The organism is Chryseobacterium indologenes (genome assembly GCF_001295265.1).
GTDB lineage: Bacteria > Bacteroidota > Bacteroidia > Flavobacteriales > Weeksellaceae > Chryseobacterium > Chryseobacterium indologenes_A.
Window position 1 is genome coordinate 45,635 of the sequence record NZ_LJOD01000002.1, and the last position, 23,200, is coordinate 68,834.

Genomic DNA, 23,200 nt, shown 5'->3' on the forward strand with positions numbered 1-23,200 from the left:
AGTTTCTGATAAAAGATCCGGAGAACTCTGATATTTTTACCCATTGTTCAAAAATACGGATAAAAAATATCAGCAGACAGCATTAAATATATCTGTTATCTTGAAAAATGTAAAAATCTTTGATTTTTCCTTAATTCACCTTAGAGCTTAATGGTTAAAAAATAAAACAGCACTGATTTTCAGTGCTGTTTTTTATGCTTATAATATCATAACAATATTAAATCCGTTCTAATTCCTCCGCATCAATCGTGGTTTTAAACGTTCCATAGTTCACGATTACTTTATTTCTGGAAATTTTTTCAATAGTTCCCACACTGGTACTTCCGGTAATCCGTACACGCTGCCCTACCTTCATCCAAACCGCACGGTCGCTTTTACGTTTTTCTTCCAGCTTTTCATTGGTTTCTGCAATCTTTTCGATAACCTCTTCCTTTTTAAGCTGCTGCGTAATCTTCCTCTTCACAACCTGTAAACGCTTGGATTCGTCCTTGTCGGCTCCCAGTTTTCTGAATTTCTCCTGTTCCAGCAATTTAACGAAATCTTTCACCACATCTTTCCTGGATTTTCCTTTCGTATAGCTGTCGATAAAAGTTTCAATCTTATTTCCGAACTGAAGCTTGCGGTGTTCCTCTTCGTACAGTTTCTGGAAGCTGAACAATTTCTGCTGAAGCTGTTCGTTCAGCTTCTGAAGGTTGTCTCGTTTATCTTCAACAGATTCTTTTCTTTCAGCAAGGTCAGACTTCAGTTTTTCAACCTCAAACTTTTCCTGTTGTAGCTTTACAATAGTTTTATCAAGGTTAACGATATCATGTTCTACTTTTTTCTTGGCAGCATGAATGATAAACCTTGGAATTCTGTTTTTCTCCGCTACCTCAAAAGTAAAGGAGCTTCCTGCCTGTCCCACTTCCAGCTTATACATAGGTTCCAGTGTTTCCTCATTGAAGAGCATGGCTGCATTCTGGGCATTCGGAAGCTGTTCAATCACCAGCTTGATATTCGTATAGTGTGTGGTAATAATAGCGAAACTCTTCTTATCATAGAAATACTCCATGAAGCTTTCAGCCAGCGCACCACCCAGCTCAGGATCAGAACCGGTTCCGAATTCATCAATAAGCAGCAGGGTTCCTGCATCCGCCTCACGGATGATTCCGGACATCTTCTTCAGTCTTGAAGAATAAGTAGATAAATGGTTTTCAATGGATTGATTATCCCCAATATCCGTCATGATCTTATCAAAGAAAAACATTTCCGATCTCGGATGTACCGGAACCAAAATGCCACTCTGGATCATCAGCTGAAGCAGTCCTACCGTTTTAAGGGTGATGGATTTACCTCCTGCATTCGGTCCTGAAATACAAATAATCCTGTTATGTTCCGTAAGGGAAAGGGTTTGAGGATGAATGGTCTTGTTTTCCTGCTTATTTCTCAGCCATAATAAAGGATGATAAGCATCTTTCAGCCTTAATGTTTTATGGCGGTTGATTTTCGGAAGAATTCCGTTTACCAGCTCTCCAAACTTGGCCTTCGCTCTTGTAAGGTCAAGATCAAAAATATACACCTGATATCTCCAGAGTTGTGGCTGGAATTCTGCCAGTTCTGCAGTAAGCTTTCTAAGGATTTTATCAATTTCCTTTTTCTCTTCCTCTTCGTTTTCACGCAGCTTGAAATAATGTTTTACCACACTGTCAGGCTGGATATACGTAATGGAACCTGTTTTTGAAATACCGAGAACCCTTCCCGGAACTCTTTTCTTGAATCCTGATTTTACTGCCAGTACCCTTTGGTCTTCAATAATACTTTCGCGGATGTCATCCAGAAACTCACTCTGCCCGTAATTGAACAGCGCACGATTAAAATTTTCCTGAATCGCTTTTTTGGCATGCTGGATCTCCGCTCTCAGTTCCTTTAAAATAGGAGAGGCCTCACTTTTAACTTCCCCAAAACGGTTAAAGACCTTATCTACCTTATCAATGATTTCTTTTCTGAACTCCAGGACAGAAACTTCTTCCATTAAAGTAGGGAAGGTTTCAGGCATGGTAGGGAAAAACTTCTGTAGTTTCCCGATCTGTTCCGTGATGGCTTTTATTTTGATGAAAGCACTGTTTTCCAGACGGTAATTCTCGATCAGCATGAGCTTGAGCTCATTTTCAATATCTTCATATTCATCGAACGGAATTGCATTTGAACTTTCAAAACTCGAAAGATATTCCGACGTTTTTTTCAGTGAAAGTTCCGCCTCGTCAATTTCCATCGGACGAAGTTGAAGAATTTTTTCTCTCGTTTTAGGAGAATACGCAAATGGAGAAATTTCCGCGAGCAATTGCGGAAACTCTAATTCGTTTAAATCTTCTTTGTCTATATACACACTGCAAATTTACGGATAATTTGAGAATGAGCAGATTTGATGATTTGAAAATGTTTGTCATGATCAGGATTTATTATTTTTGAAAAATGAAACTGGAAACTGAAAGATTACATTTAAAGGAGATCAACGAAAGCCATGTTGACGATATTCTGAAAATTCGAAGCAACGAAATCACGAATCAGTTTGTTCAGAGAAATTCTCCGAAAAATAATTATGATGCCCTGCAGTTTATTTTAACGGTTAAAGAAAGAACTCAGAACAATCAGACGGCTTATTGGGGAATTTCTTTAAAAGATCAACCGAATCTTATAGGAACAATATGTCTCTGGAACTTTTCTGAAGACAGAACCGTTGCTGAAGTCGGTTACGAATTATTACCCGATTATCACAGGCAGGGAATCATGTCAGAAGCTTTGAAAGCCGTTTTGAAAGCCGCTTTTAGTGAACTGCATTTTCAGGAAATTCTGGCAATGACCAATAAGCATAATGAAAACTCAAAAGGCCTTCTTGTAAAACATGGTTTTACTTTAATGGAAGGCAGAACAGATGAAGGATTTCCTCATAACCTTGTTTTTAGTCTGAAAAATTAAATGCTCCAAGCATTCTATGATTTATCGGAAAATTTGATATTGCCTGTTTTTTAATTTATATTTGAACTTTTATCATACAAACCATGAAAAAGTTTTTAACCGTTATTGCCATTTTAGCAGTCATTTTCTTTATTATTCTGCAGGTTTTTATGTGGTATAATAAAAATAACATCATGAGCAATCAGGCAGTTTTCAAAATTTACCTGGATGTAAAAGATGAAGATATGGATGAATATTTCGGAGTGGAAAAAGGAACTTACAACAAAGATAAACATATGATTGTCTGTGATCTTCCTGTAAATGCTGCAGCTTTCAAGCCGCACAGCCAGATTGTTAACCGTAATATTGGCGAAATCAGCTGTGATGAAAAATATAATCCGGAGATGCATGATAAATATGATCAGACTGAGCTTACCGATGGCGGAAGCATGACGCTGATAATTCTTGATAATAGTTCATCTGTTCCTGCTCAGATGGTTAATGAAAACTTAGGCGGAGCAAGCATTGTCGCAAAAAGACAGGTATATTTCGACTATGGTAAAGGAATGATCAATCATATTGTTTTAGCCAAAGATAAAATATACGATTATTGTAATAAATAATAAACCGAAGTTAAAATTGATAACCACCCATCAATTTTCAAATTAGCCCATTTTCAAATTCACAAATTTCCTCATATGACCTGGACAGAAGTTTTAGCCCCGATAAAAAATACAGAATATTTTAAAACCCTTTGGGAGAAAGTAAAGAAGGAGTATGCTGCGACAAAGGTATTCCCACCGAAAGATCAGATCTTCAGAGCACTGGAAATCACACCTTTTGATGATGTTGAAGTTGTGATTATCGGACAGGATCCTTATCATAATGACTATCAGGCAAATGGGCTGTGCTTCTCCGTTTCCGAGCAGGTGGCTGCACCCCCTTCCCTTAAAAATATTTTTATCGAATTAAAGGATGACCTTGGAGTGGTGAGAACATCCAAAGAGCTGGACGACTGGGGAAAACAGGGAGTTCTTCTTCTGAATGCTACCTTAACAGTTCGGGCCCATACTCCGAACTCTCATAAAGATCTGGGATGGGAAAAGTTCACCGATTTTGTGATCAAAGAGATTTCAGATAAAAAAGAGAACGTGGTTTTTGTACTTTGGGGAGCTTTTGCCCAGAAAAAAGCCGAACTCATTGATCCGGCTAAACATTTTATCCTAAAATCGGCGCACCCGTCACCGTTTTCTGTTCACAGAGGATTTTTCGGAAGCAAACCTTTTTCAAAGATCAATGAATATCTTGTGTCAAAAGGTAAGAAACCTATTTCCTGGTAGGCACTGAAGTTTCATCTGCTTTTTTAATGCTGATCCCGATCCTGTATTTTCCGGAAAGGGCTCTGGCTCCTTCCTGGGATTTAGGATAAGGGGTTACTTCTTCCAGTGTAATAACATATCCGTTAAAGTCTTCAGACTGATGGTAATTTTTACCCGGATGATTTAAAGTGGCAAGATTCAGGACCATAGGCCGGGAAGTGGTCAGCATGGCTTCTACCTGCGCTACGGCAGCTCCGGCCCAGATACAGTTTACGCCCTCAGGACAGCGGCTGTCCTCGGAAATTCCTTTAAAAGTAACATTCATCTGGTACTCGTCCAGAAATTTATTTTCTCCTTCATTCAGGTAAACAATTCCTTTCTGGTTTTTAGGCTGAGAGCCGGAAGGATCAGTCATGGCTGTTGCTGTAGTTTTGGAAGGCGTTCTATCATTCTTTTGGGCATTGCATCCGGCTAAGGCAAGCATTCCCAGGGTTAATATGAGGGCTTTATGGAACATAATCTGTCTTTTAATTTTAAATAATATCGAGCATATCTAATACTACTACCAAAAACATTGCCACACCTACTACAAAACTAAAACCGGTTCCGTAAATAAAACCTACAAAAGCTCCTTTGGTTGACTGTAAAGCCTTTTTCATATCCTTACTGTCATGCAGCAGCTCCCCTATAAAGACCCCTGCAAACATTCCGATCAGGAAGCCTAAAGGAATAGGAATAAATAACCCGACAATTGTTCCTACAACAGAACCTATGCTTCCCCAGCGTGTTCCTCCGTATTTTCTGTTGGTCCTGGCCGGAATTACGTAACTCAGAACCGCAGAAGCAGCTGTAAGAATTCCGAAAGCCCATACATAAATCATGGGAAGATCAGAATCTGTTCCGAATTTATAAATCAGAAGTCCGCAAATACTGAGCAGAAGTCCGGGAAGGATCGGAAGAAAAGTTCCAAGTATGCCCAAAACCAGTAAAATAAGGCATAGAATATTAATCAGGGTCGTATCCATTCTTTAAAATTATAAACGCAAGATAGGAAAAAAGAAGATTTACAGAAGGATTTTAAGAATTTGGGATGAAAATTGATTGTGAATTGTAACATCATCCTTCTTAATTTTATAAATTTGCTGTAATGAAAGACGAAATTCAGGATACCAAAAATTTTTTGCAGGAAATCAGTGACCAGCTTTACATCTATATCAGTCAGGTAACCCCTGCCGGTCTGGATTGGGTGGTTCATATTATTGTGAAACTGGCATTGCTTTGTGCTGTCTTTCTGGTGGTGGATTTCATTTTTAAATTCATCATCAACTTTATTTTCAGATTTTTCCGGAATGATGATAAATATCCGGTAATACGTTCCATTTATCAGTCGAAGATCACAAACTCTGTTGCTCATTTTGCTGCTCTTCTTGTTGTGGGGGCTATACATCCTTCCATATTTCCGGCTACCGCTCTGCCTAAGACGACAACGTTTATCAACAGGTCTGTCAATTTAGGCCTGGTGCTTATTCTGGCGGGAATGCTTTACCGGTCACTTACCGGTTTCAGGAATTACTTCACCATCAAGCAGGATTTCTATAAAATCATGGCGCTGAATGCCATTTCGGAGACCGTAAAAATTTTAGGAATTTTTGTTTTTTCCGTAGTCGGGATCTGTGTAATTTTCGGGATTAAAGGGACCACTATTGTAGGAAGTCTGGGGGCTATTACCGCCGTACTGGTATTGGTTTTCAGAGATACTATCCTGGGGTTTGTAACCGGGATACATGTAGCAACGTCTAAAAATCTGAAAGTAGGAGACTGGGTAAGCATTCCGAAATACAACATCGAAGGAAATATTACAGAAATAAGCCTTCTGACTACAAAGATCACCAATTTTGATAAGACCGTTTCCACGATACCAACCTACGACCTTCTGACCACAGAGATCAAAAATCTGCAGATCATGTCTGAATCCAATACCAGGAGAATCAAGAAATCGATTTACTTTAATATCAATTCTTTTAAATTTTTAACAGAAGAAGATATTGAACGTTTGAAAGAGATTAACCTGATTTCGGATTATATTGAAGAGAAAACCCAGGAAATTAAAAAAGAAAAAGAAAGCCTGAGGCATAATGATAAAACAATCAATGGCAGACAGCTTACCAATATCGGGGTTTTCAGATATTATGCCCAGAAATATATTGAGAACGATCCTGATATTGATAAAAACGGGGCCAAAATGGTCCGTCAGCTAGATATTACACCGCAAGGCCTGCCTCTGGAGGTATATTGTTTTGCCAATGATTCCAAATGGGAACATTTTGAGCAGATCCAGGCTGATATTTTCGATCATCTGCTGGTGGCCTCAAAAGAATTTGATCTGCAGGTCATGCAGGTGAGCGTAAAAGTGTAAAACACAGGATTAACTTCTGAAACAGATAATAATATAAGAGAGTAAAATACAGAATTCAGAATTGTCTGGATCTGAATCTAATCTCCAACTTCTAAAAAAGATATGACAAAACTAAGCGTAAACATCAATAAAATCGCAACATTAAGAAATGCCAGAGGAGGCGATACGCCAAGTGTAACAGAAGCAGCGGTGAAAATCCAGGAATTCGGAGGACAGGGAATTACCATCCATCCAAGACCTGATGAAAGGCATATAACCAGAAAAGATGTCTACGATCTGAAGCCTTTGGTAACCACAGAGTTCAATATTGAAGGAAACCCGCACCGTCATTTTATTGATATGGTGCTTGATGTAAAGCCTGAGCAGGTAACATTGGTTCCTGATGCTGACGATGCCATCACTTCAAATGCGGGCTGGGACACGAAAAAACATCTGGATTTTCTGACAGACATCATTGCAGAATTTAAAAATGCAGGGATCCGTACTTCCATTTTCCTTGATCCAATGCCGGAATTGGTAGAATACGCTGCAAAAACTGGGGCGGACAGAATTGAGCTGTATACGGAAGCGTATGCTAAAAATTACCTTTCCAATAAAGAAAAGGCCGTAAAGCCCTATTATGATACGGCTGTTGTAGCAGCAGATCACGGATTAGGAATCAATGCCGGGCATGATCTTAGTCTTGAGAATTTAAAATATTTTGCAGACAATGTTCCCAATCTGCTTGAAGTGTCAATTGGCCACGCACTCATTTCGGAAGCTTTGTATATGGGACTTGAAAATACAGTTCAGGCTTATCTGAAGAGACTGGCCAAATGGTAAAGACAAATAAGGCAGGATGAATATCTGGCCTTTTCCTTTCTGAATTTTTTCAAAACAATCTGAACAGATACTTAGTAAGCTCTTTTTCGTATGATTGGTTTACTTTCTGATTATTAATTTTTAAAATTTTAATTCCTAAAAAATGGAAATCTTAAACTCAAAAATATTCGGTGAAAATTTAACAGCACCCCCCCTTCTCGTGTTCCACGGGTTGTTTGGAATGCTTGATAACTGGGGGAGCTTCGGGAAAGATCTGGGAGAATATCTTCCGTTACACCTGATTGATCTCAGAAACCACGGGAGAAGCTTTCACTCAGACCAGATGTCCCATGACGACCTTGCGGATGACATTGCCCGATATATGGATCACTACGGAATTCAGAAAGCCAACGTTTTAGGGCATTCATTAGGAGGGAAAGCAGTAATGCAGTTTGCCATAAAATATCCGGAAAGAGTAGAAAAGCTGATTGTGGTTGATATTTCACCGAAAGCATATCCTCCGCACCATCAGGGAATTATTAAAGCTCTTGAAACCGTAGATTTTAATACCGTTGGGTCAAGAAGCGATGTGGAAGCCATTCTTGCCCGGTATATTCCTGAGAAATCAACCATTCAGTTCCTTGCAAAAAACCTGTACTGGGATGACAACAAACAGCTGAACTGGAGATTCAATCTTAAAACACTTTCTGAAAAATATAACGAATTTGTTTCGAATGCTGTAAAATTTGGCGTATTTGAAGGAGATACCTTATTTATTGCAGGGGAAAAATCAAATTATATCCTGCCACAGGATGAGTATGGCATTAAACAGCAGTTTCCAAAAGCTCAACTGGTCACGGTGAAAAATGCGGGACATTGGGTACAGGCAGAAAATCCTGTTGATTTCGCCGTAGTTGTTAAGCGGTTTTTAGGTTTGGATTGAATTGATTCTCTGTTTCTTAGATTTTAGTTAAAATTTTCTTAAAATAAGATAATATTTCCCCAGGTAATGAAATTTTTGTACTTTAGTTTTAGAGAAAAACTAAAAATATTAACTTATGGAAAAGAAAAACTCAAAAAAACCGTTCTTTGCTTCGTTTTTAGAGAAACAAATTCAGGATCCTGAAAAAATTCAGGGAGGTGGTATTACTGATCCTTCAATGGATATTGTAACCTTACCGGCACAAGATCAGATTACATCAGTTAACTTTGACACTGTAACTCTTCCCGTTAAGGACAACGTTGTTACCATGAAACATCCTTCTGACAGTGATGAAGCCGGAGAACTGGATTACCTGTAACCACAAAAACAGAGATCTTTATTACTAACCAAACTAAAATACTATGAAAAAGAACAACTCTAAGAAACCGTTTTTTGCTTCATTTTTAGAAAAGCAGATTCATGATCCGGAAAAAGTACAGGGAGGAGGAACAACTCCTGATACCGATGTGATCACTCACCCTGCTACAGACGGAAGTACATCACCCGTTCTTGATAATATGACAACCCCGAGACAGGACTATATCGAGACCAAGAAGTATCCATCCGACAGTGATGAAGCCGGAAACTTTTAACCCCCAAATTCAATTATTATGAAAAACAAAAATTCAAAAAAGAAGCCGTTTTTTGCATCCTTTCTGGAAAAGCAGATTAGAGACCCTGAAACTGTAAAAGGAGGCGGAACAGAAATTATTACCATCCCTGAAAAAGATGTAATAACAAAACCGTCAGTAGATACAGCCACCTCTCCGAAAGACGACATGGCCCACACGCTGAAATATCCTTCCGACGGAGATGATGACGTGCCTACGCTTCCGCTTTAATAATGAAATAACAACGTTAATACAATCATATCAAAGGAAACTTACCACTAAGTTTCCTTTTTTAATAAAACCGGCACATGATTCTCTGCATCACCCATTCACAGGATTTTTATAATATTGATATCTTTTTTGAATATCTTGCTTCCAGGAATATTCCCTATTTCAGGCTGAATTCAGACAGGATGAACCATCTTCAGAAAATAAATGTAAGCGAAGATTCATTTGAGCTGACTGATGAAAATGGAAATACCATTCATTCCGCTGAGATAAAAGCAGTATGGCATAGAAAAGCCTGGGGGATAAAAGCTCCTGAAGAACTGGATAAAGATTATGAGAAAATATTCCTTAAAGGATATGAAAATATCCGTTACAACCTTATCACTGTTCTTGAAGATGTACCATGGATCAATCCTTACGAAAATGAAAGAAAAATAGATGGAAACAAAATGCTCCAGCTGAAACTTGCAGATAAAAATGGTTTAACTATTCCAAAAACTATTTTTTCCAATGATGAAGAGAAGATACTCTTTTTTTTTAATGCATACTGTGAAGGAAAAGCTGTAGCCAAACTCCATAGTCTGACCACAAAATCCATGAGTGGAGAGAGCCTGATTTCAACAATGATCATTGACGGGACAACGCTTGATCATATCTCAGATATTGCCTATTGTCCCATGATTTTTCAGCCTTATATCGACAAAGAATATGAACTTCGCATCGTATATATCGCCGGTGAGTTTTTTACCGGAAAGATCAATAACAGCGAGCATGCTGACTGGAGAATTGCACATGAAGGCCAGTTCTGGTCAGCTTATGAATTGCCGGTGCACATCAAAGCAGGATTAACTTCCATGATGGAAGAAATGGGGCTTTATATCGGTGCAATCGATATGATCAGAGGAAAAGACGGGGAATATTATTTTCTCGAAGTAAATCCGCAGGGAGAATGGGGAATGCTGCAGAAAGAGCTGAACTTTCCCATAGCAGAAAGAATTGCCGACAACCTTATAAAAAGAATCCATACCCATGAATAAAATTTTAATCATTACCCATACCGCAGATAATTTCTCCATTGAAAAAGTAACAGAATACGTAGAAAAGAACGGTTGTGAGGTCATCCGTTTCGATGTTGACCTTTATCCGCTTCAAAACAAACTCACCACTTCTTTTCAGGATGGTAAGTGGGTAAGTATTCTTGAAACACCGCATGCTAAACACCGGCTGGATGATATTGCCGCCGTCTGGTACAGAAGAGCATACAATATGGGCCATGGCCTTAGAGAAGAAATGGATCCTAAATTTTTTGGAGCAGCGATGGGAGAGATCCGTAACACACTTTTCGGATTCTTGGAATCTATAGATGCTTATTCTCTTGGAAAACCAAGTGTGTACCGAAGGCTGGACAGTAAAGAGGAACAGCTTAAAATTGCTGATAAGATAGGACTTAAAATTCCTGAATCATGCATCACCAATAACCCTGAAGAAGCCAGAAAATTCATTCTGAAACACCAGAATGTAGTTGCTAAAATGCAGACAGGATTTGCCATTTATGAAGATGGAGTAGAATGTGTGGTATTTACCAATGTCGTAAGTGAAGATAAACTTGAAGAACTGGATTCTCTTCTTTACTGCCCGATGCAGTTCCAGAAGAAAATTGAAAAGAAAAAAGAGCTTAGGGTAACCGTTGTAGGCCGCGATGTATATACTTTTGAAATTGATTCCCAGCAGTCTGAAGAAGCTAAAATAGACTGGCGAAAAGACGGAGTGAATCTCATCAAAAAATGGGAAAGAACAGAACTTCCTGCAGATATAGAACAGAAAATTCTGGAGCTTCTGGATGTTTATAATGTTGATTACGGCGCTATTGATATTATTGTTTCTCCGGAAGATGAATATTACTTTATCGAAATTAATGCTGCCGGTGAGTTTTTCTGGCTGGATAACCTCACGGACGGGCATCTTATCTCAAAAAGTATTGCCGATGTGCTTTGTGATAAAGCGCCTAGAAGAAATAATATGGTCCTGGCATAACAAAAGCAGAGTTTTTGTCAGGAAGTGATGTCGTCAGGATTTTTAAGATATAATTCGAAGAGGTCTGCGTGATCCGCCCGATCTGTGAGCAAAAAAATCTCAATCAGCAGAGGCTGCTTTATATTTAATATTTACTAAACGTTATAGGTTTCCAAAGCCTATAACGTTTTTAAGTGAAAAGCTTTTCCGTTCAGGATCCCAAATATTTTATAAATTAAGCAGAATTCTGCTTTAAAAATCGCAAATTTGCAGAAGCAGTTTTTCATGGTATAATGGAGAATTGCTGAATAGAAAATATTGTCATATTTTAGTCAGCAATCAAGTAGAATAATTAATGGTTTTTGTAACGGGTGCAACCGGAATCCTGGGAAGGGTAATCGTTTTGGAGCTTCTTAAAAGAGGCAGAAAAGTACGGGCTTCCAAAAGACCGGGCAGCAATTTAAACGATGTAAGGCATTCTTACAGTTTTTATACGGAAGATCCTGATGGCTTTTTCAATAAGATTGAGTGGGTGGATGTAGATTTTGATGATCAGAGCTCCCTGCAGGATGCGTTGAAAGGGGTAAATGAGGTCTATCATTGTGCCGCAAAAGTAGGATTTGATCCGAAAGACGATAAAGAAATGTACCATACCAATGTAAAAGGTACAGAAAATCTCTTATATGCGTGTGAAGGTTCAGAGGTTAAAAAGTTCCTTCATGTAAGTACAATTGCTGTTTTAGATACATTCAATGAAAAAGGAGAGCTGGATGAAAGTTCAGATTTCAATCCCAAAGAAGAACATTCTGCCTATGGAATTTCCAAGCATCTTGCTGAAATGGAAGTGTGGAGAGCATCTGCAGAAGGCCTTAACACAGTAATTGTAAACCCCGGAATGATCATCGGAAGCGGCAACTGGGGACAGAGCAGCGGTGATATTTTTCCGACTTTTGAAAAAAACAGTTTTACATTTTCCGGCGGTACCAGCTATGTAGACGTAAGAGATGCTGCTAAAATTTCTATAGAACTGATGGATAAAAATGTTTTTGGAGAGCGCTTTATCCTTATTTCTGACAATAGAAGATATGCGGACCTCGGAAAGCAGATCAGATCGAAGCTTGGCCTTAAAGAAGCCAGAATTCTTACCAGATCTCAGCTTAACCTGGGAAGGGCTGCCAATATTCTCTTCGGATGGCTGGTTCCCAAACTGAGAATGATTACGAAATCAAACATAGAATCGATCTCATCACTCAACACCATTTCCAATCAAAAAATTAAAGAAAGGCTGGATTATCAGTTTATTTCTGTAGAAGAAAGCATTGATTTCCATCTTAAAAATTATATTAACGACAAAAAGCTGACTCAATGAATCTTGCAGAGGCAATTATCCTTAAAAATGTAGAAAAACATCCTGTAAAATCAGCAATCGGCTTTAAAAAGAAAGAAACCTGGAAAGAGCTGAGCTGGAAAAAATTCGGTGAAATTGTTTTTAAAACAGCCAATGCACTGAAAAATGCAGGAATTCAGGAGAATGATAAAGTGGCGATTTATTCAGATAATTCTTCTGAATGGATGATCTTTGATCTGGCTTCCATGGCAATTGGAGCAGTTACTGTTCCTGTTTATTCCACCAATAACGCTGAACAGGCAGAATATATCATTAATGATTCCGGAGCTAAGGCTGTTCTCACTGGAAATCAGGCACAGTACGATGCATGTCTGGAACTGCTTCAGAAAGAAGATAACAGCCTTGAAACCATTGTTGTATCCAAAAAAGCAGTCTGGATCAAGAAAGAATTCAACAGTTTTTATCTGGAGGATTTCATTGCTAAAACATCTCCTAAACTGGAAATCTGTAAGAAAGAATATGAAGATACCGCTACTTTGATTTATACTTCGGGGACTACCGGAACTCCGAAAGGCGTTATGCTAACTCACGGAAACTTTATCAAAGCCTTTGATTCCCATTTTGAATTTTTTAAATTTAAAAATTTTGAAGAAGAATTGTCACTGGCATTTCTTCCTCTGAGCCACGTTTTCGAGAGAAGCTGGAGCCTGTTGTGTCTTTATGGAGGAGCAAGAGTATATTTTCTTGAAGATCCAAAGAATATAGCAAAAGCTTTGGAAGAAGTAAAACCAACGATGATGTGTGCAGTACCGAGGTTCTTCCAGAAAGTATATGCAGGAGTGCTGGAAAAGGCAGAGGAAGGTTCTTCAATAAAAAAGAAAATTTTTAACTGGGCCCTGAAAACAGGATGGCAGACTGCCGAACTGAGAAGAAATGAAAAATCGGTTCCTTTCGGATTAAAACTGAAAGAAGCAGTTGCAGATGCTTTAGTTTTCAGTAAAATAAAAGAAAGAATGGGAGGGAGACTTTGGTTCCTGCCATGCGGAGGGGCTTCTCTTTCTCCGGAAGTCACAAAATTCTTTGAATCTGTAGGCATTCACGTGACAGTAGGATACGGACTGACCGAAACCACGGCAACCCTTACACTTTTCCCTTTAACTCATTTTGAACACGCCACCAGCGGGAAGCCGCTTCCCGGAGTGGAAATCCGTATCGGGGAAAGTGATGAAATCCAGGCAAAAGGAAACGGAATCATGAAAGGCTATTACAATAAGCCGGAAGAAACACAGAAAGTATTTACAGAGGATGGATGGTTTAAAACCGGAGATGCCGGAAAATTTGATGAGAAAGGAAACCTGATCATTACAGACAGGATTAAAGACCTGATGAAAACATCAAACGGTAAATACATTGCTCCGCAGCAGATTGAAAACCTCCTGACCAACAATAATTTTATCCAGCAGATCATGCTGGTTGCAGAAGGAAGACAGTTTGTTTCAGCCCTGATTGTTCCGAACTTTGAATTCCTTCAGGATTATATCAAGAAAAATAATATTCCGTTCAGCGGCTGGGAGCAGGCAGTGAGCAACGATAAAGTAATCAGCTTTTATAAAGAAAAGCTTAAAGAACTGCAAAGTCATCTGGCGGATTTTGAAAAGGTGAAAAAATTCACTTTAATGCCGGCAGAATTTGACATCAACACCGGAGAAATTACTCCAACGCTGAAAGTTAAAAGAAATGTAGTACTGAAAAAATACGCAGATATTATAGAAAAAATGTATTAAAATAAAACATCGGGAATCCTAAAGAGCGGATGCAAGGGCAAAAAAAATTATAGCTTAAGTGTTTAAAAAGCTTTTTAAGAGAATAATGTTTTATCATTCAAATCAGATTTATGACAACACAAGAATTTCTGGGAAAACAGGATTTTACCGTACATACACAAACCGTTTCAGAGAGCTGCCCTTCCAATATTGCGCTTATCAAATACTGGGGAAAATACAAGGATCAGATCCCTGCCAATCCAAGTATAAGCTATACACTGAACCATTGCAAAACCAATACTTCGATGGAGTTTCAGGCAGACGAGTCTTTCTCTGTACAGACTTTCCTGGCAGGAAATGAGGAAGTGAAATTTGCAGAAAAAATAGAAAAATATTTCAGAAATATTGAATCGTATCTTCCCTGGATTCTGAAAGGGAAATACATCATCAGGACAGAAAATACATTCCCGCACAGCTCAGGAATTGCCAGCTCTGCTTCAGGATTTGGAGCGATTGCAAAATGCCTTATGAAGCTGGATGAGACGTTTTCCGAAGCAGTTTCTGAAGAAGAATCTTTAAGAAAAGCTTCCTTTCTTGCCCGTTTGGGAAGTGGAAGTGCCTGTCGGAGCTTATATAACGGACTTGTTGTATGGGGAACTTCCGATGAGGTAAAAGGAAGTTCGGACTTGTTTGCCGTGCAATATCCGGACAGTGACATTCATGATATATTTAAAAATTTCAACGACTGGGTTCTGCTGATTCATGAAGGACAGAAGAGTGTTTCTTCAACTGTTGGGCATGGGCTGATGAAAACCAATCCTTATGCTGAAAGAAGATTTCAGGAAGCCAGAGAAAACTTCGTTCCCATGAAGGAAATCCTGAAAAACGGAGATATGGAGCAGTTTATCAGGCTGGTAGAACATGAAGCCCTTACATTACATGCTATGATGATGATGAGTGATCCTGCCTTTATCCTTATGAAAACAGGTACGCTTGAGGTGATCAATAAGATCTGGGATTTCAGGAGAGAAACGGGATTATCTTTGTTCTTTACACTGGATGCCGGAGCCAATGTACATTTGTTATTCCCGAATGACGGTTCAGAAGAAAAAATCAAAATATTTATAGAAGAAGAACTGTTACAGCATACCCAGAAGAATGGAGTAGTGAAGGACATCATGAAATTTTAAAGGAAGAATCATACACCCAATAATCAGAATCAGCAGAAAGCTACTTTTCTGCTGATTTTTTTGAATAAATGTATTTAAAACATGTTTTTTGATTGCTGGACATCTTTGGTTTTCTAGACCCTTAAAAGAGTATAACGGGCCAAAGCCCCTGCGCCTTGGCATTTTTCAAGCTGTTTTAGCCGGACCCCTTATAAAAAAGGGGCATTCAGGAAATCATTAAAAGGCTTCATTACCTTAAATATTCTGGCCAGGTTTTTTACCGCATTTGTATTTAAAACATCTTCATCCTTCAGAGAATACACAACAATGAAATTTTTAAGCTTTAAGTATTCTGCCATAGGATCTTCCTTTTCAAAGCCCTGAGGAACCTTTTTCAGTTGATCATCCTGATCCAGCTCAGGGAAATATTTTTTGAACTCTTTATTATTAATAATCTTCAGAAAATCCTCGCCATATAGAGAAATTTCCTTCCGTACCTCTTTAAGAACAGATGATTCCGGCATATAAATACCTCCTGCCAAAAATGATTTTCCCGGTTCAAGGTGAAGGTAATATCCTCCTTTCTGGCTTCCTTTTCCCATTCCTAATGAAGCCCCGAAATTGGTTTTATAAGGCGATTTATCTTTAGAAAACCGGGTATCTCTGTAAATACGGAATAACGATTTTTTGGCATCAATTTTACCAAGATCTTCGTCAAAACCGGACATTTCTTTGATCAGTTCATCAAGAAAATCAACAACATTTCCGTGCGAATCGGTGTAGAGGTTTTTGTTTTCATTAAACCATTCGCGGTTGTTATTTTTTGTTAATTTCTTTAAAAAATCAAATGTTTTGGGAGAAATGCTGGCTGACATATTTTGGATTTAGTTTTAGTGTTGCTTTATTCAAATTTACATAAAAGTATTCATATTTCAATGCTTTGACAAGGGCAGGTTTGGGCTTTTAATGCCCGGAAATAATATAAATTATCAGAAGCAGACCGCAGATATCTTTGGCCTGTGTATTCGGAAAAGCTGGAAAATTGAAAAGAAAGATTCGTATTTCATGCTCTTATTTTTGAAAATTCATAAATAATAGAGAAAAAATTAATCCAATTTAATAAAAAAAAATAATGTTTGATATGTTTTTAATTAAAGACGTCTTTTTTTGGATTTAATTTTTTAAAAATTAAAAATATATTAAAAGATTCTGAATTTAAGTTTACATATTTAAAACTTTATTCAAAAACAAATCAAATATTTATTGTATCTTTGCAAAAATTTTAAAATATTTAATGAATTTATTTACGGAGACCAATTTAAGTCCTGATATTCTTAAGGCAATTGGCGAACTGGGCTATGAGAGCCCGACAGAAATCCAAAAACAGACTATCCCTTTTATTCTTTCAGATATTCGCGATTTGATCGCACTTGCGCAGACAGGGACAGGCAAAACAGCAGCGTTTTCGCTTCCGATTTTGGATATGATTGACGATACGAGTCGCAAAATCCAATTATTGGTGCTTTGTCCGACACGGGAATTATGTCTTCAGATTTCTAAAGACATAAAAAATTACTCCAAGTACATGAGAGACATCAAAACCACAGCGGTTTACGGTGGAAGCAGTATTATGGATCAGATTCGTTCTTTAAAGGAGAAACCGCAGATTATTGTAGGTACTCCCGGAAGAGTAATCGACCTTATCAACCGAAAAGCACTTGATTTTTCTGCGATTCATTGGCTGGTTTTAGATGAAGCTGATGAAATGCTGTCGATGGGTTTCAAAGACGAGCTGGAAACAATTTTAAGTGAAACACCGGAAACCAAGCAGACCTTCTTATTCTCGGCAACGATGAATAAAGAAGTGGAGAGAATTTCTAAAAATTATCTTACCAATCCGCACCGTATTTCTGTAGGTTCTATTAACGAAGTTAAAAAGAACATCAAGCATGAGTACTATGTAGTAGGATACCGTCAGAAAAAAGAAGCGCTTAAGAGATTAATTGATGCCAACCCTAACCAGTATTCTATTATTTTCTGCAGAACAAGAATGGAGACTCAGGAAGTTGCCGATTTCCTAATGCAGAATGGATATGCAGCGGATGCACTTCACGGAGACCTTTCCCAGGCCCAGAGAGATACGGTAATGAAAAAATTCAGGCTGAAAAATATCGATATTCTTGTAGCGACTGATGTAGCAGCAAGAGGACTTGATGTAAACTCTTTAACGCACGTTATCCATTATTCTTTACCAGATGATCCGGAAGTATTCGTTCACAGAAGCGGAAGAACCGGTAGAGCCGGGAAAGATGGAGTTTCTATGGCGTTAATCAAGCCTGAAGAAAGCAGAAAGCTGAAGCAGATCAAGTCTGCAACGAAAATTGAAATCACGGAGAAAACAATACCAACCGGTGATGATATCGTTAAAGCTCAGGTAGGAGGTGTCTTTGAAAAGCTATTTACAGAACATGAAGAAGATATTTTTGAATTTGACGACAGCTTAATTCCGGACCTAAGCGCATTTACTAAAGAGGAACTGGTTCATAAATTATTACAGTTCCAGCTGAAAGACCTTGCTCTTTATTACAAAGATAAACATGATCTTGTTGAGCAGAAACTGAGCAGCAGAGATGACGATTACTCAAGAAGAGACAGGGGACGCGACAGGGACAGAGGAAGAGATCGTGACCGTGACAGAGGACGCGACAGAGACCGTGGCGGAAAACCTAGAAGAAAGGATGAAAACATGGTAAGGTTCTTCTTCAACTTAGGAAAAAAAGATCATTTGAAAAAGCTTGATGTATTGGATATCATCAATAAAGCTACAGCCGGAAAAAGCAAAAAAAGAGCAGAAATCGGCGATATTGAAATCCTGGAGAAATTCTCCTTCTTTGAAGTTGAAAAATCATTCAAAGACAATGTGATCAGCAATATTCCTTCAATGAAATTTAAAGGAAAAGAAATGAGAGCTGAAGTAGCTAACTAAAGCATTTCAAAACTATACAAAACCGGCCTTGCAGCCGGTTTTTTTATTTGATAATCAGATGTTAACCTAATGTTAACAAAACTTAATGTTATATTGTTTCAGGTACAATCCTTTTTTAAGAAATTTGCACACGAATTATAAATACTTAAAAATGGGAATTGGTAATATTTTCCACGCTTTTCAACCAAAAGATAAAATTTTCTTTGTACTTTTTGAAAAAGTAACTGAAAACCTAGTTGCAATGTCTGAAGACTTTAACAACGGTATCAAAGATTTCGATCTTAATGATGATACAATGCTGAAAAAGATGAGCGACTATGAACACAAAAATGATGAACTTACCCACGAGATCTTCGTTGAACTAGGAAAAAACTTCATTACACCTTTTGATCGTGAAGATATCCATACTCTGGCTACCGGTCTTGATGATATTGCCGATTATATCTACGCTTCCACTAAATACATTTTCTTATACAAATCACCTGAGATGAAGGCATATTCTGATTTCTCACTGCTGATTCACAAAGCATGTCTTGAAATCCAGAATGCGATGAAGAACCTTAAAGGCTTCAAAAATATGGAACAGGTAAAAGAAGCTTGTATCAAAGTAAACTCTATCGAAAACATCGCAGACGACCTTCTTTCCAACTCCATGGTGGAACTGTTCGAAACCAACGATGCGATCAATATTATCAAAGTTTCATCTGTACTTAATTATCTTGAGGTAGTAACTGACAAAGCGGAGGATGTTGCCAACACCATTGAGAACATCATGATTAAATACGCCTAAAAACAATATAACTGACAGAAATGGAATTTCCTATTTTACTTATAGTTATTATTGCTCTGGCGCTTATCTTTGACTACATCAACGGTTTTCACGATGCAGCCAACTCAATTGCAACTATAGTTTCTACAAAAGTTTTAACTCCATTCCAGGCGGTACTTTGGGCGGCGCTCTGGAACTTTGCAGCCTTTTTTATCGCTGCTTATATCATTGGAGAATTTAAAATTGGTAATACAATTGCCAAAACCGTCAACGAAAATTTTATTAACCTTGAAGTGATCTTTTCAGGCCTCGTAGCAGCTATTGCATGGAACCTTCTAACCTGGTGGTTTGGAATCCCTTCTTCATCGTCACATACCCTGATCGGTGGATTTCTGGGAGCAGCTCTGATGCATGCCTTCATGATGGATTATCACGATGTTGCTGCAGCACAGCCGGACCTTGGATTATGGGGAACCATAAAAGAAGCTTTCAGCCAGGTAACCCATCAGAGTGTGGTGAAATTTGATAAGGTAATTCCTATCTTCCTGTTCATTTTCATGGCGCCGGTGATAGGGATGATTATCTCCATCATTATTACACTAATTATTGTTCACCTTTATAAAAGATCAAACCCGCACAAGGCAGACCAGTCTTTCAAAAGACTACAGCTGGCTTCTTCAGCATTGTTCAGTTTAGGACACGGTCTGAACGACGCCCAGAAAGTAATGGGGATCATCGGGGCAGCGCTAATCTTCTACCATGTTGAAATGCTTCATGATCCGGTATATCTTAATATACCATCTGCCGGACGTTTCGATTATTTTGCAGAACATTATCTTTGGGTTCCTTTGGTTTCATTCCTTGCGATTGGTTTAGGTACCATGAGCGGAGGATGGAAAATCATCAAAACAATGGGAACCAAAATTACCAAAGTAACTTCACTGGAAGGGGTAAGTGCTGAAACTGCAGGAGCAATCACCTTATTCATTACAGACCACTTCGGTATACCTGTATCTACAACACACACAATTACAGGTTCCATCATCGGGGTAGGATTAACGAAAAGGGTTTCTGCCGTAAGGTGGGGAATTACCGTAAGCCTTCTTTGGGCGTGGGTACTGACCATCCCAATCTCTGCAATTGTTGCAGGAGTGACTTATCTTCTGGTAACATTCTTCTCTTAAGACAGAAAATAAATATTCATATAAAACTTTGTCCTTCCGGGCAAAGTTTTTTGTTTTATAAAGCCCCGAAAAATCGTATTTTTGTTCAAATTATAAGATTTTATGGAATTTTTAGACAGATACCAGCAGATCGTTGCTGATGCCATCAACAAGTATACCTTCAAAGACAAGCCTGCGGAATTATATGATCCTATGAATTACATCATTTCCCACGGCGGAAAGCGTCTTCGTCCTATTATGGTTCTGATGGCCTGCGACTTATTCGGTGGGGATCTCAAGCAGGCTGTAAAACCGGCACTGGCTATAGAATTTTTCCATAACTTCACCCTGATTCATGACGATATTATGGATGAGGCACCTTTAAGAAGAAACAAACCTACTATTCACACCTTACACGGAATTAATGTAGGAATTCTTTCCGGAGACGGGCTGATGCTTAAAGCTTACAAATTCTTTGAAGATCTGGAACCTGAAATTTTCAAAGCCTGTATCAGGATTTTTACCCATACCGGACTGTTGTTATGTGAAGGACAGCAGTATGATATTAATTTTGAAACTCAGGAAAATGTAACGTTTGATGACTATATCAGAATGATTACCTATAAAACGGGGGTTTTAAGTGCCTCTTCTTTCGAAATCGGAGCACTGATTGCAAGAGCTAATTTTAAAGACGCCAAAGCGATTTTCAATTTCGGAAAACATATCGGTATCGCTTTCCAGATTATGGATGATTATCTTGATGTATTTGGTGACCAGGCACAGTTTGGTAAGAAACATGCAGGAGATATTTACGAAAACAAGAAAACCGTTCTCTATCTTCTGGCAAGGGAACATGCCACAGATGAAGAAAGAAAAGAGCTGGATTACTGGTACGGTAAAAAAACCGAAAACATAGACAAGGTATACGGAGTTGAAAAGATCTTCAGAAGAACTAAAGTAGATGAAAAAGCCCTTCGTCTGATTGAAAAACACAATGAAATCGGTCAGAGCTATTTAGAGAAGATCAATATTCCTGAAGAAAAGAAGAAACCATTCATAGAACTGGCCAATTACCTTTTAAGAAGAGAAAGCTAAATAAGGAGCAGATGACTGTTTACAGGTAGCAGAGGTTACCTGAAGGCTATAACATGCGACCTGAAATTTTTACAATGAAATTCAGAACGGAAGTCAACATCCCCGGATCAGAAAAGAAGATTGGAATTGAAGATAAGATATTTTCAATCGGGTCATGCTTTGCCTCAGAAATGTCGGAATTATTGCAGCAGGGGCAGCTTCAGACCCTTAATAATCCTTTCGGAACAATTTTTAATCCCTTTTCCATCTACAAGGAGGTGCGGGTGCTTCATGAATCTGCATTTTATGAGGAAGACGATCTGATTACCTATAATGAAGAGTACATTTCGCTGGATCATCATACCAGCTTTGATACCCGGTATATTCATCAGACATTGGAAAAAATCAACAGTGCTATTGAGACCGGAAATGCGTTTCTTCAGGAGGCAGACTGGATCATTGTGACGTACGGAACTTCATTTATTTATGAATTTATCCCTAAGAAGCAGTTAGTGGCCAACTGTCATAAGATTCCGCAGAAATTCTTCGAAAAAAGGCTGCTTTCCCATCAGGAACTTACGCATGCCATTTACAATACAATTTTAGATCTTAAAGATATTTGTAAAGAAGGAGTACAGATTCTGTTCAGTGTTTCGCCGGTGAGACATACCAAAGATGGTATGGTTGAAAACCAACTGAGCAAATCGAAGCTTATTACGGCAATACACGAATCTATCTCCATGTTTGAAGACTGCCATTATCTGCCGGTGTATGAAATTTTAATGGATGATCTCCGGGATTACCGTTTTTATAAGGAAGATATGATCCACCCGAGTTCTCAGGCGGTTAGCTATATTTTTGAAAAGTTTGGAGATTCTTATTTTTCCGATGAAACTAAAGATTTTATCAAAGAAAATTTTAAGATCATGAAGGCTTTGGAACATAGAACCAATGATGCAAAAGATCCGAAGTTTATTGAATTCAGAGAGAAACTGGACCAGAGAATTAATAACCAGAGAAATAAAGTTAAGCATAATATATTTTAGTCCTTTAAAGTAGCAGTAGTTTGGATTTTCATAACTGAAAAAGTAATAAGATGATTGATTTTACCAGTATTGAGTATCTGAAGGATGGTAATGAAAGACAGCAGAGAGCCTATGAAGTTCTCACAAAATATCAGGTTTTTCCTAAGCTGAAACCGTATTCCCCGGTACTGGCAGGAACCATTCCGATCGGGATTGATATTGAAACCAGTGATCTTGATATTATCTGTGAGGTTGATCTCCGGTTTGAAGAAGATTTTCTGGATGATATCATGTTCAGCCGGATAATTCCCACAGATGCTGAAGTGAAGGTTGAAAGTTTCCGGGTTAACGGAGAAAAAAGTATTGTTCTGAACTTTATGCTGGAGGAATTTCCTATAGAAATTTTCGGACAGAATAAGCCATCTCTGGCACAGAATGCGTATCGTCACATGATGGCTGAATACAGGATATTGAGAGATAAAGGAGAAGAATTTAAACAAAAAATAGTAGAACTTAAAAAACAGGGAATTAAAACTGAGCCCGCATTCGGAATGCTGCTGGGTTTGGAAAATCCTTATAAAGATCTGTTGAAATTTTAA

General features: G+C 38.3%; 24 protein-coding genes. 20 read left to right on the forward strand and 4 right to left on the reverse strand.

Features of this window, described 5'->3' with window-relative positions; translation table 11 throughout:
• Window positions 1-217: 217 nt before the first annotated feature.
• Window positions 218-2,365, reverse strand: a complete 2,148-nt coding sequence (locus AOB46_RS04335) for an endonuclease MutS2 (RefSeq protein ID WP_062696850.1) — start codon at window positions 2,363-2,365, stop codon at window positions 218-220.
• An 86-nt stretch (window positions 2,366-2,451) separates the two neighbouring features.
• On the opposite strand from AOB46_RS04335, the gene AOB46_RS04340 reads away from it, so the two are divergent.
• The 3 genes from AOB46_RS04340 to AOB46_RS04350 all read left to right on the forward strand — a co-directional run bounded on the left by AOB46_RS04340 (window position 2,452) and on the right by AOB46_RS04350 (window position 4,274).
• Entirely contained in the window at window positions 2,452-2,955 is a 504-nt protein-coding gene (locus AOB46_RS04340) for a GNAT family N-acetyltransferase (protein ID WP_062696851.1), read from the forward strand.
• An 83-nt stretch (window positions 2,956-3,038) separates the two neighbouring features.
• A complete protein-coding gene (locus tag AOB46_RS04345) occupies window positions 3,039-3,557 on the forward strand; it encodes a hypothetical protein (RefSeq protein ID WP_062696852.1) in 519 nt (172 codons plus the stop codon).
• A 75-nt stretch (window positions 3,558-3,632) separates the two neighbouring features.
• The gene (locus AOB46_RS04350; protein WP_062696853.1) at window positions 3,633-4,274 is read left to right on the forward strand and encodes a uracil-DNA glycosylase; all 642 of its coding nucleotides are present in this window, start codon (window positions 3,633-3,635) and stop codon (window positions 4,272-4,274) included.
• Here AOB46_RS04350 and AOB46_RS04355 read toward each other — a convergent pair.
• Entirely contained in the window at window positions 4,261-4,770 is a 510-nt protein-coding gene (locus AOB46_RS04355; RefSeq protein ID WP_062696854.1) for a hypothetical protein, read from the reverse strand. The two genes, AOB46_RS04350 and AOB46_RS04355, sit on opposite strands and share 14 nt — an antisense overlap.
• 16 nt (window positions 4,771-4,786) lie before the next feature.
• Complete coding sequence (locus AOB46_RS04360) at window positions 4,787-5,278, reverse strand: DUF456 domain-containing protein (RefSeq protein WP_062696855.1); 492 nt, start codon at window positions 5,276-5,278, stop codon at window positions 4,787-4,789.
• 122 nt (window positions 5,279-5,400) lie between these two features.
• Here AOB46_RS04360 and AOB46_RS04365 point away from each other — a divergent pair, with 122 nt between their 5' ends.
• The 11 genes from AOB46_RS04365 to AOB46_RS04415 all read left to right on the forward strand — a co-directional run bounded on the left by AOB46_RS04365 (window position 5,401) and on the right by AOB46_RS04415 (window position 15,605).
• Complete coding sequence (locus tag AOB46_RS04365; protein WP_062696856.1) at window positions 5,401-6,669, forward strand: mechanosensitive ion channel family protein; 1,269 nt, start codon at window positions 5,401-5,403, stop codon at window positions 6,667-6,669.
• A 102-nt stretch (window positions 6,670-6,771) separates the two neighbouring features.
• Window positions 6,772-7,491, forward strand: a complete 720-nt coding sequence (locus AOB46_RS04370; RefSeq protein WP_062696857.1) for a pyridoxine 5'-phosphate synthase — start codon at window positions 6,772-6,774, stop codon at window positions 7,489-7,491.
• 142 nt (window positions 7,492-7,633) lie between these two features.
• Complete coding sequence (locus AOB46_RS04375; protein WP_062696858.1) at window positions 7,634-8,413, forward strand: alpha/beta fold hydrolase; 780 nt, start codon at window positions 7,634-7,636, stop codon at window positions 8,411-8,413.
• 115 nt (window positions 8,414-8,528) lie between these two features.
• Window positions 8,529-8,771, forward strand: a complete 243-nt coding sequence (locus AOB46_RS04380; protein WP_062696859.1) for a microviridin/marinostatin family tricyclic proteinase inhibitor — start codon at window positions 8,529-8,531, stop codon at window positions 8,769-8,771.
• Window positions 8,772-8,814: 43 nt separating this feature from the next.
• Entirely contained in the window at window positions 8,815-9,045 is a 231-nt protein-coding gene (locus tag AOB46_RS04385; RefSeq protein ID WP_062696860.1) for a microviridin/marinostatin family tricyclic proteinase inhibitor, read from the forward strand.
• A gap of 18 nt (window positions 9,046-9,063) precedes the next feature.
• Complete coding sequence (locus AOB46_RS04390) at window positions 9,064-9,294, forward strand: microviridin/marinostatin family tricyclic proteinase inhibitor (protein ID WP_062696861.1); 231 nt, start codon at window positions 9,064-9,066, stop codon at window positions 9,292-9,294.
• Between the two features lie 77 nt (window positions 9,295-9,371).
• Window positions 9,372-10,328, forward strand: coding sequence for an MvdC/MvdD family ATP grasp protein (locus AOB46_RS04395; RefSeq protein WP_062696862.1), 957 nt, complete (start codon window positions 9,372-9,374; stop codon window positions 10,326-10,328).
• The gene (locus AOB46_RS04400) at window positions 10,321-11,325 is read left to right on the forward strand and encodes an MvdD family ATP-grasp ribosomal peptide maturase (RefSeq protein ID WP_062696863.1); all 1,005 of its coding nucleotides are present in this window, start codon (window positions 10,321-10,323) and stop codon (window positions 11,323-11,325) included. Before AOB46_RS04395 ends, AOB46_RS04400 begins: the two co-directional genes overlap by 8 nt.
• Before the next feature lie 334 nt (window positions 11,326-11,659).
• Window positions 11,660-12,673, forward strand: a complete 1,014-nt coding sequence (locus AOB46_RS04405) for an NAD-dependent epimerase/dehydratase family protein (protein ID WP_062696864.1) — start codon at window positions 11,660-11,662, stop codon at window positions 12,671-12,673.
• Window positions 12,670-14,436 (forward strand): AMP-dependent synthetase/ligase, encoded by a 1,767-nt coding sequence (locus AOB46_RS04410; RefSeq protein WP_062696865.1) that lies wholly within the window; start codon window positions 12,670-12,672, stop codon window positions 14,434-14,436. Before AOB46_RS04405 ends, AOB46_RS04410 begins: the two co-directional genes overlap by 4 nt.
• A 110-nt stretch (window positions 14,437-14,546) precedes the next feature.
• Window positions 14,547-15,605, forward strand: a complete 1,059-nt coding sequence (locus AOB46_RS04415) for a diphosphomevalonate/mevalonate 3,5-bisphosphate decarboxylase family protein (RefSeq protein ID WP_062696866.1) — start codon at window positions 14,547-14,549, stop codon at window positions 15,603-15,605.
• 188 nt (window positions 15,606-15,793) lie between these two features.
• On the opposite strand, the gene AOB46_RS04420 is transcribed toward AOB46_RS04415, so the two are convergent.
• Entirely contained in the window at window positions 15,794-16,459 is a 666-nt protein-coding gene (locus AOB46_RS04420) for a DUF2461 domain-containing protein (protein ID WP_062696867.1), read from the reverse strand.
• Window positions 16,460-16,878: 419 nt separating this feature from the next.
• Between AOB46_RS04420 and AOB46_RS04425 the strand changes: the two genes are divergently transcribed.
• From AOB46_RS04425 to AOB46_RS04450, 6 genes are all read left to right on the forward strand, one after another.
• Entirely contained in the window at window positions 16,879-18,570 is a 1,692-nt protein-coding gene (locus AOB46_RS04425; RefSeq protein ID WP_062696868.1) for a DEAD/DEAH box helicase, read from the forward strand.
• Between the two features lie 151 nt (window positions 18,571-18,721).
• Window positions 18,722-19,360, forward strand: coding sequence for a DUF47 domain-containing protein (locus AOB46_RS04430; protein WP_062696869.1), 639 nt, complete (start codon window positions 18,722-18,724; stop codon window positions 19,358-19,360).
• A gap of 20 nt (window positions 19,361-19,380) precedes the next feature.
• The gene (locus tag AOB46_RS04435) at window positions 19,381-20,523 is read left to right on the forward strand and encodes an inorganic phosphate transporter (protein WP_062696870.1); all 1,143 of its coding nucleotides are present in this window, start codon (window positions 19,381-19,383) and stop codon (window positions 20,521-20,523) included.
• A 102-nt stretch (window positions 20,524-20,625) separates the two neighbouring features.
• Entirely contained in the window at window positions 20,626-21,597 is a 972-nt protein-coding gene (locus AOB46_RS04440) for a polyprenyl synthetase family protein (RefSeq protein WP_062696871.1), read from the forward strand.
• A 74-nt stretch (window positions 21,598-21,671) separates the two neighbouring features.
• Window positions 21,672-22,622: a GSCFA domain-containing protein gene (locus tag AOB46_RS04445; RefSeq protein ID WP_062696872.1), complete on the forward strand. Its 951-nt coding sequence runs from the start codon at window positions 21,672-21,674 to the stop codon at window positions 22,620-22,622.
• Window positions 22,623-22,672: 50 nt separating this feature from the next.
• Window positions 22,673-23,200 carry a DUF4269 domain-containing protein gene (locus tag AOB46_RS04450; RefSeq protein WP_062696873.1) on the forward strand — a complete coding sequence of 176 codons (528 nt, stop codon included), beginning with the start codon at window positions 22,673-22,675 and terminating at the stop codon, window positions 23,198-23,200.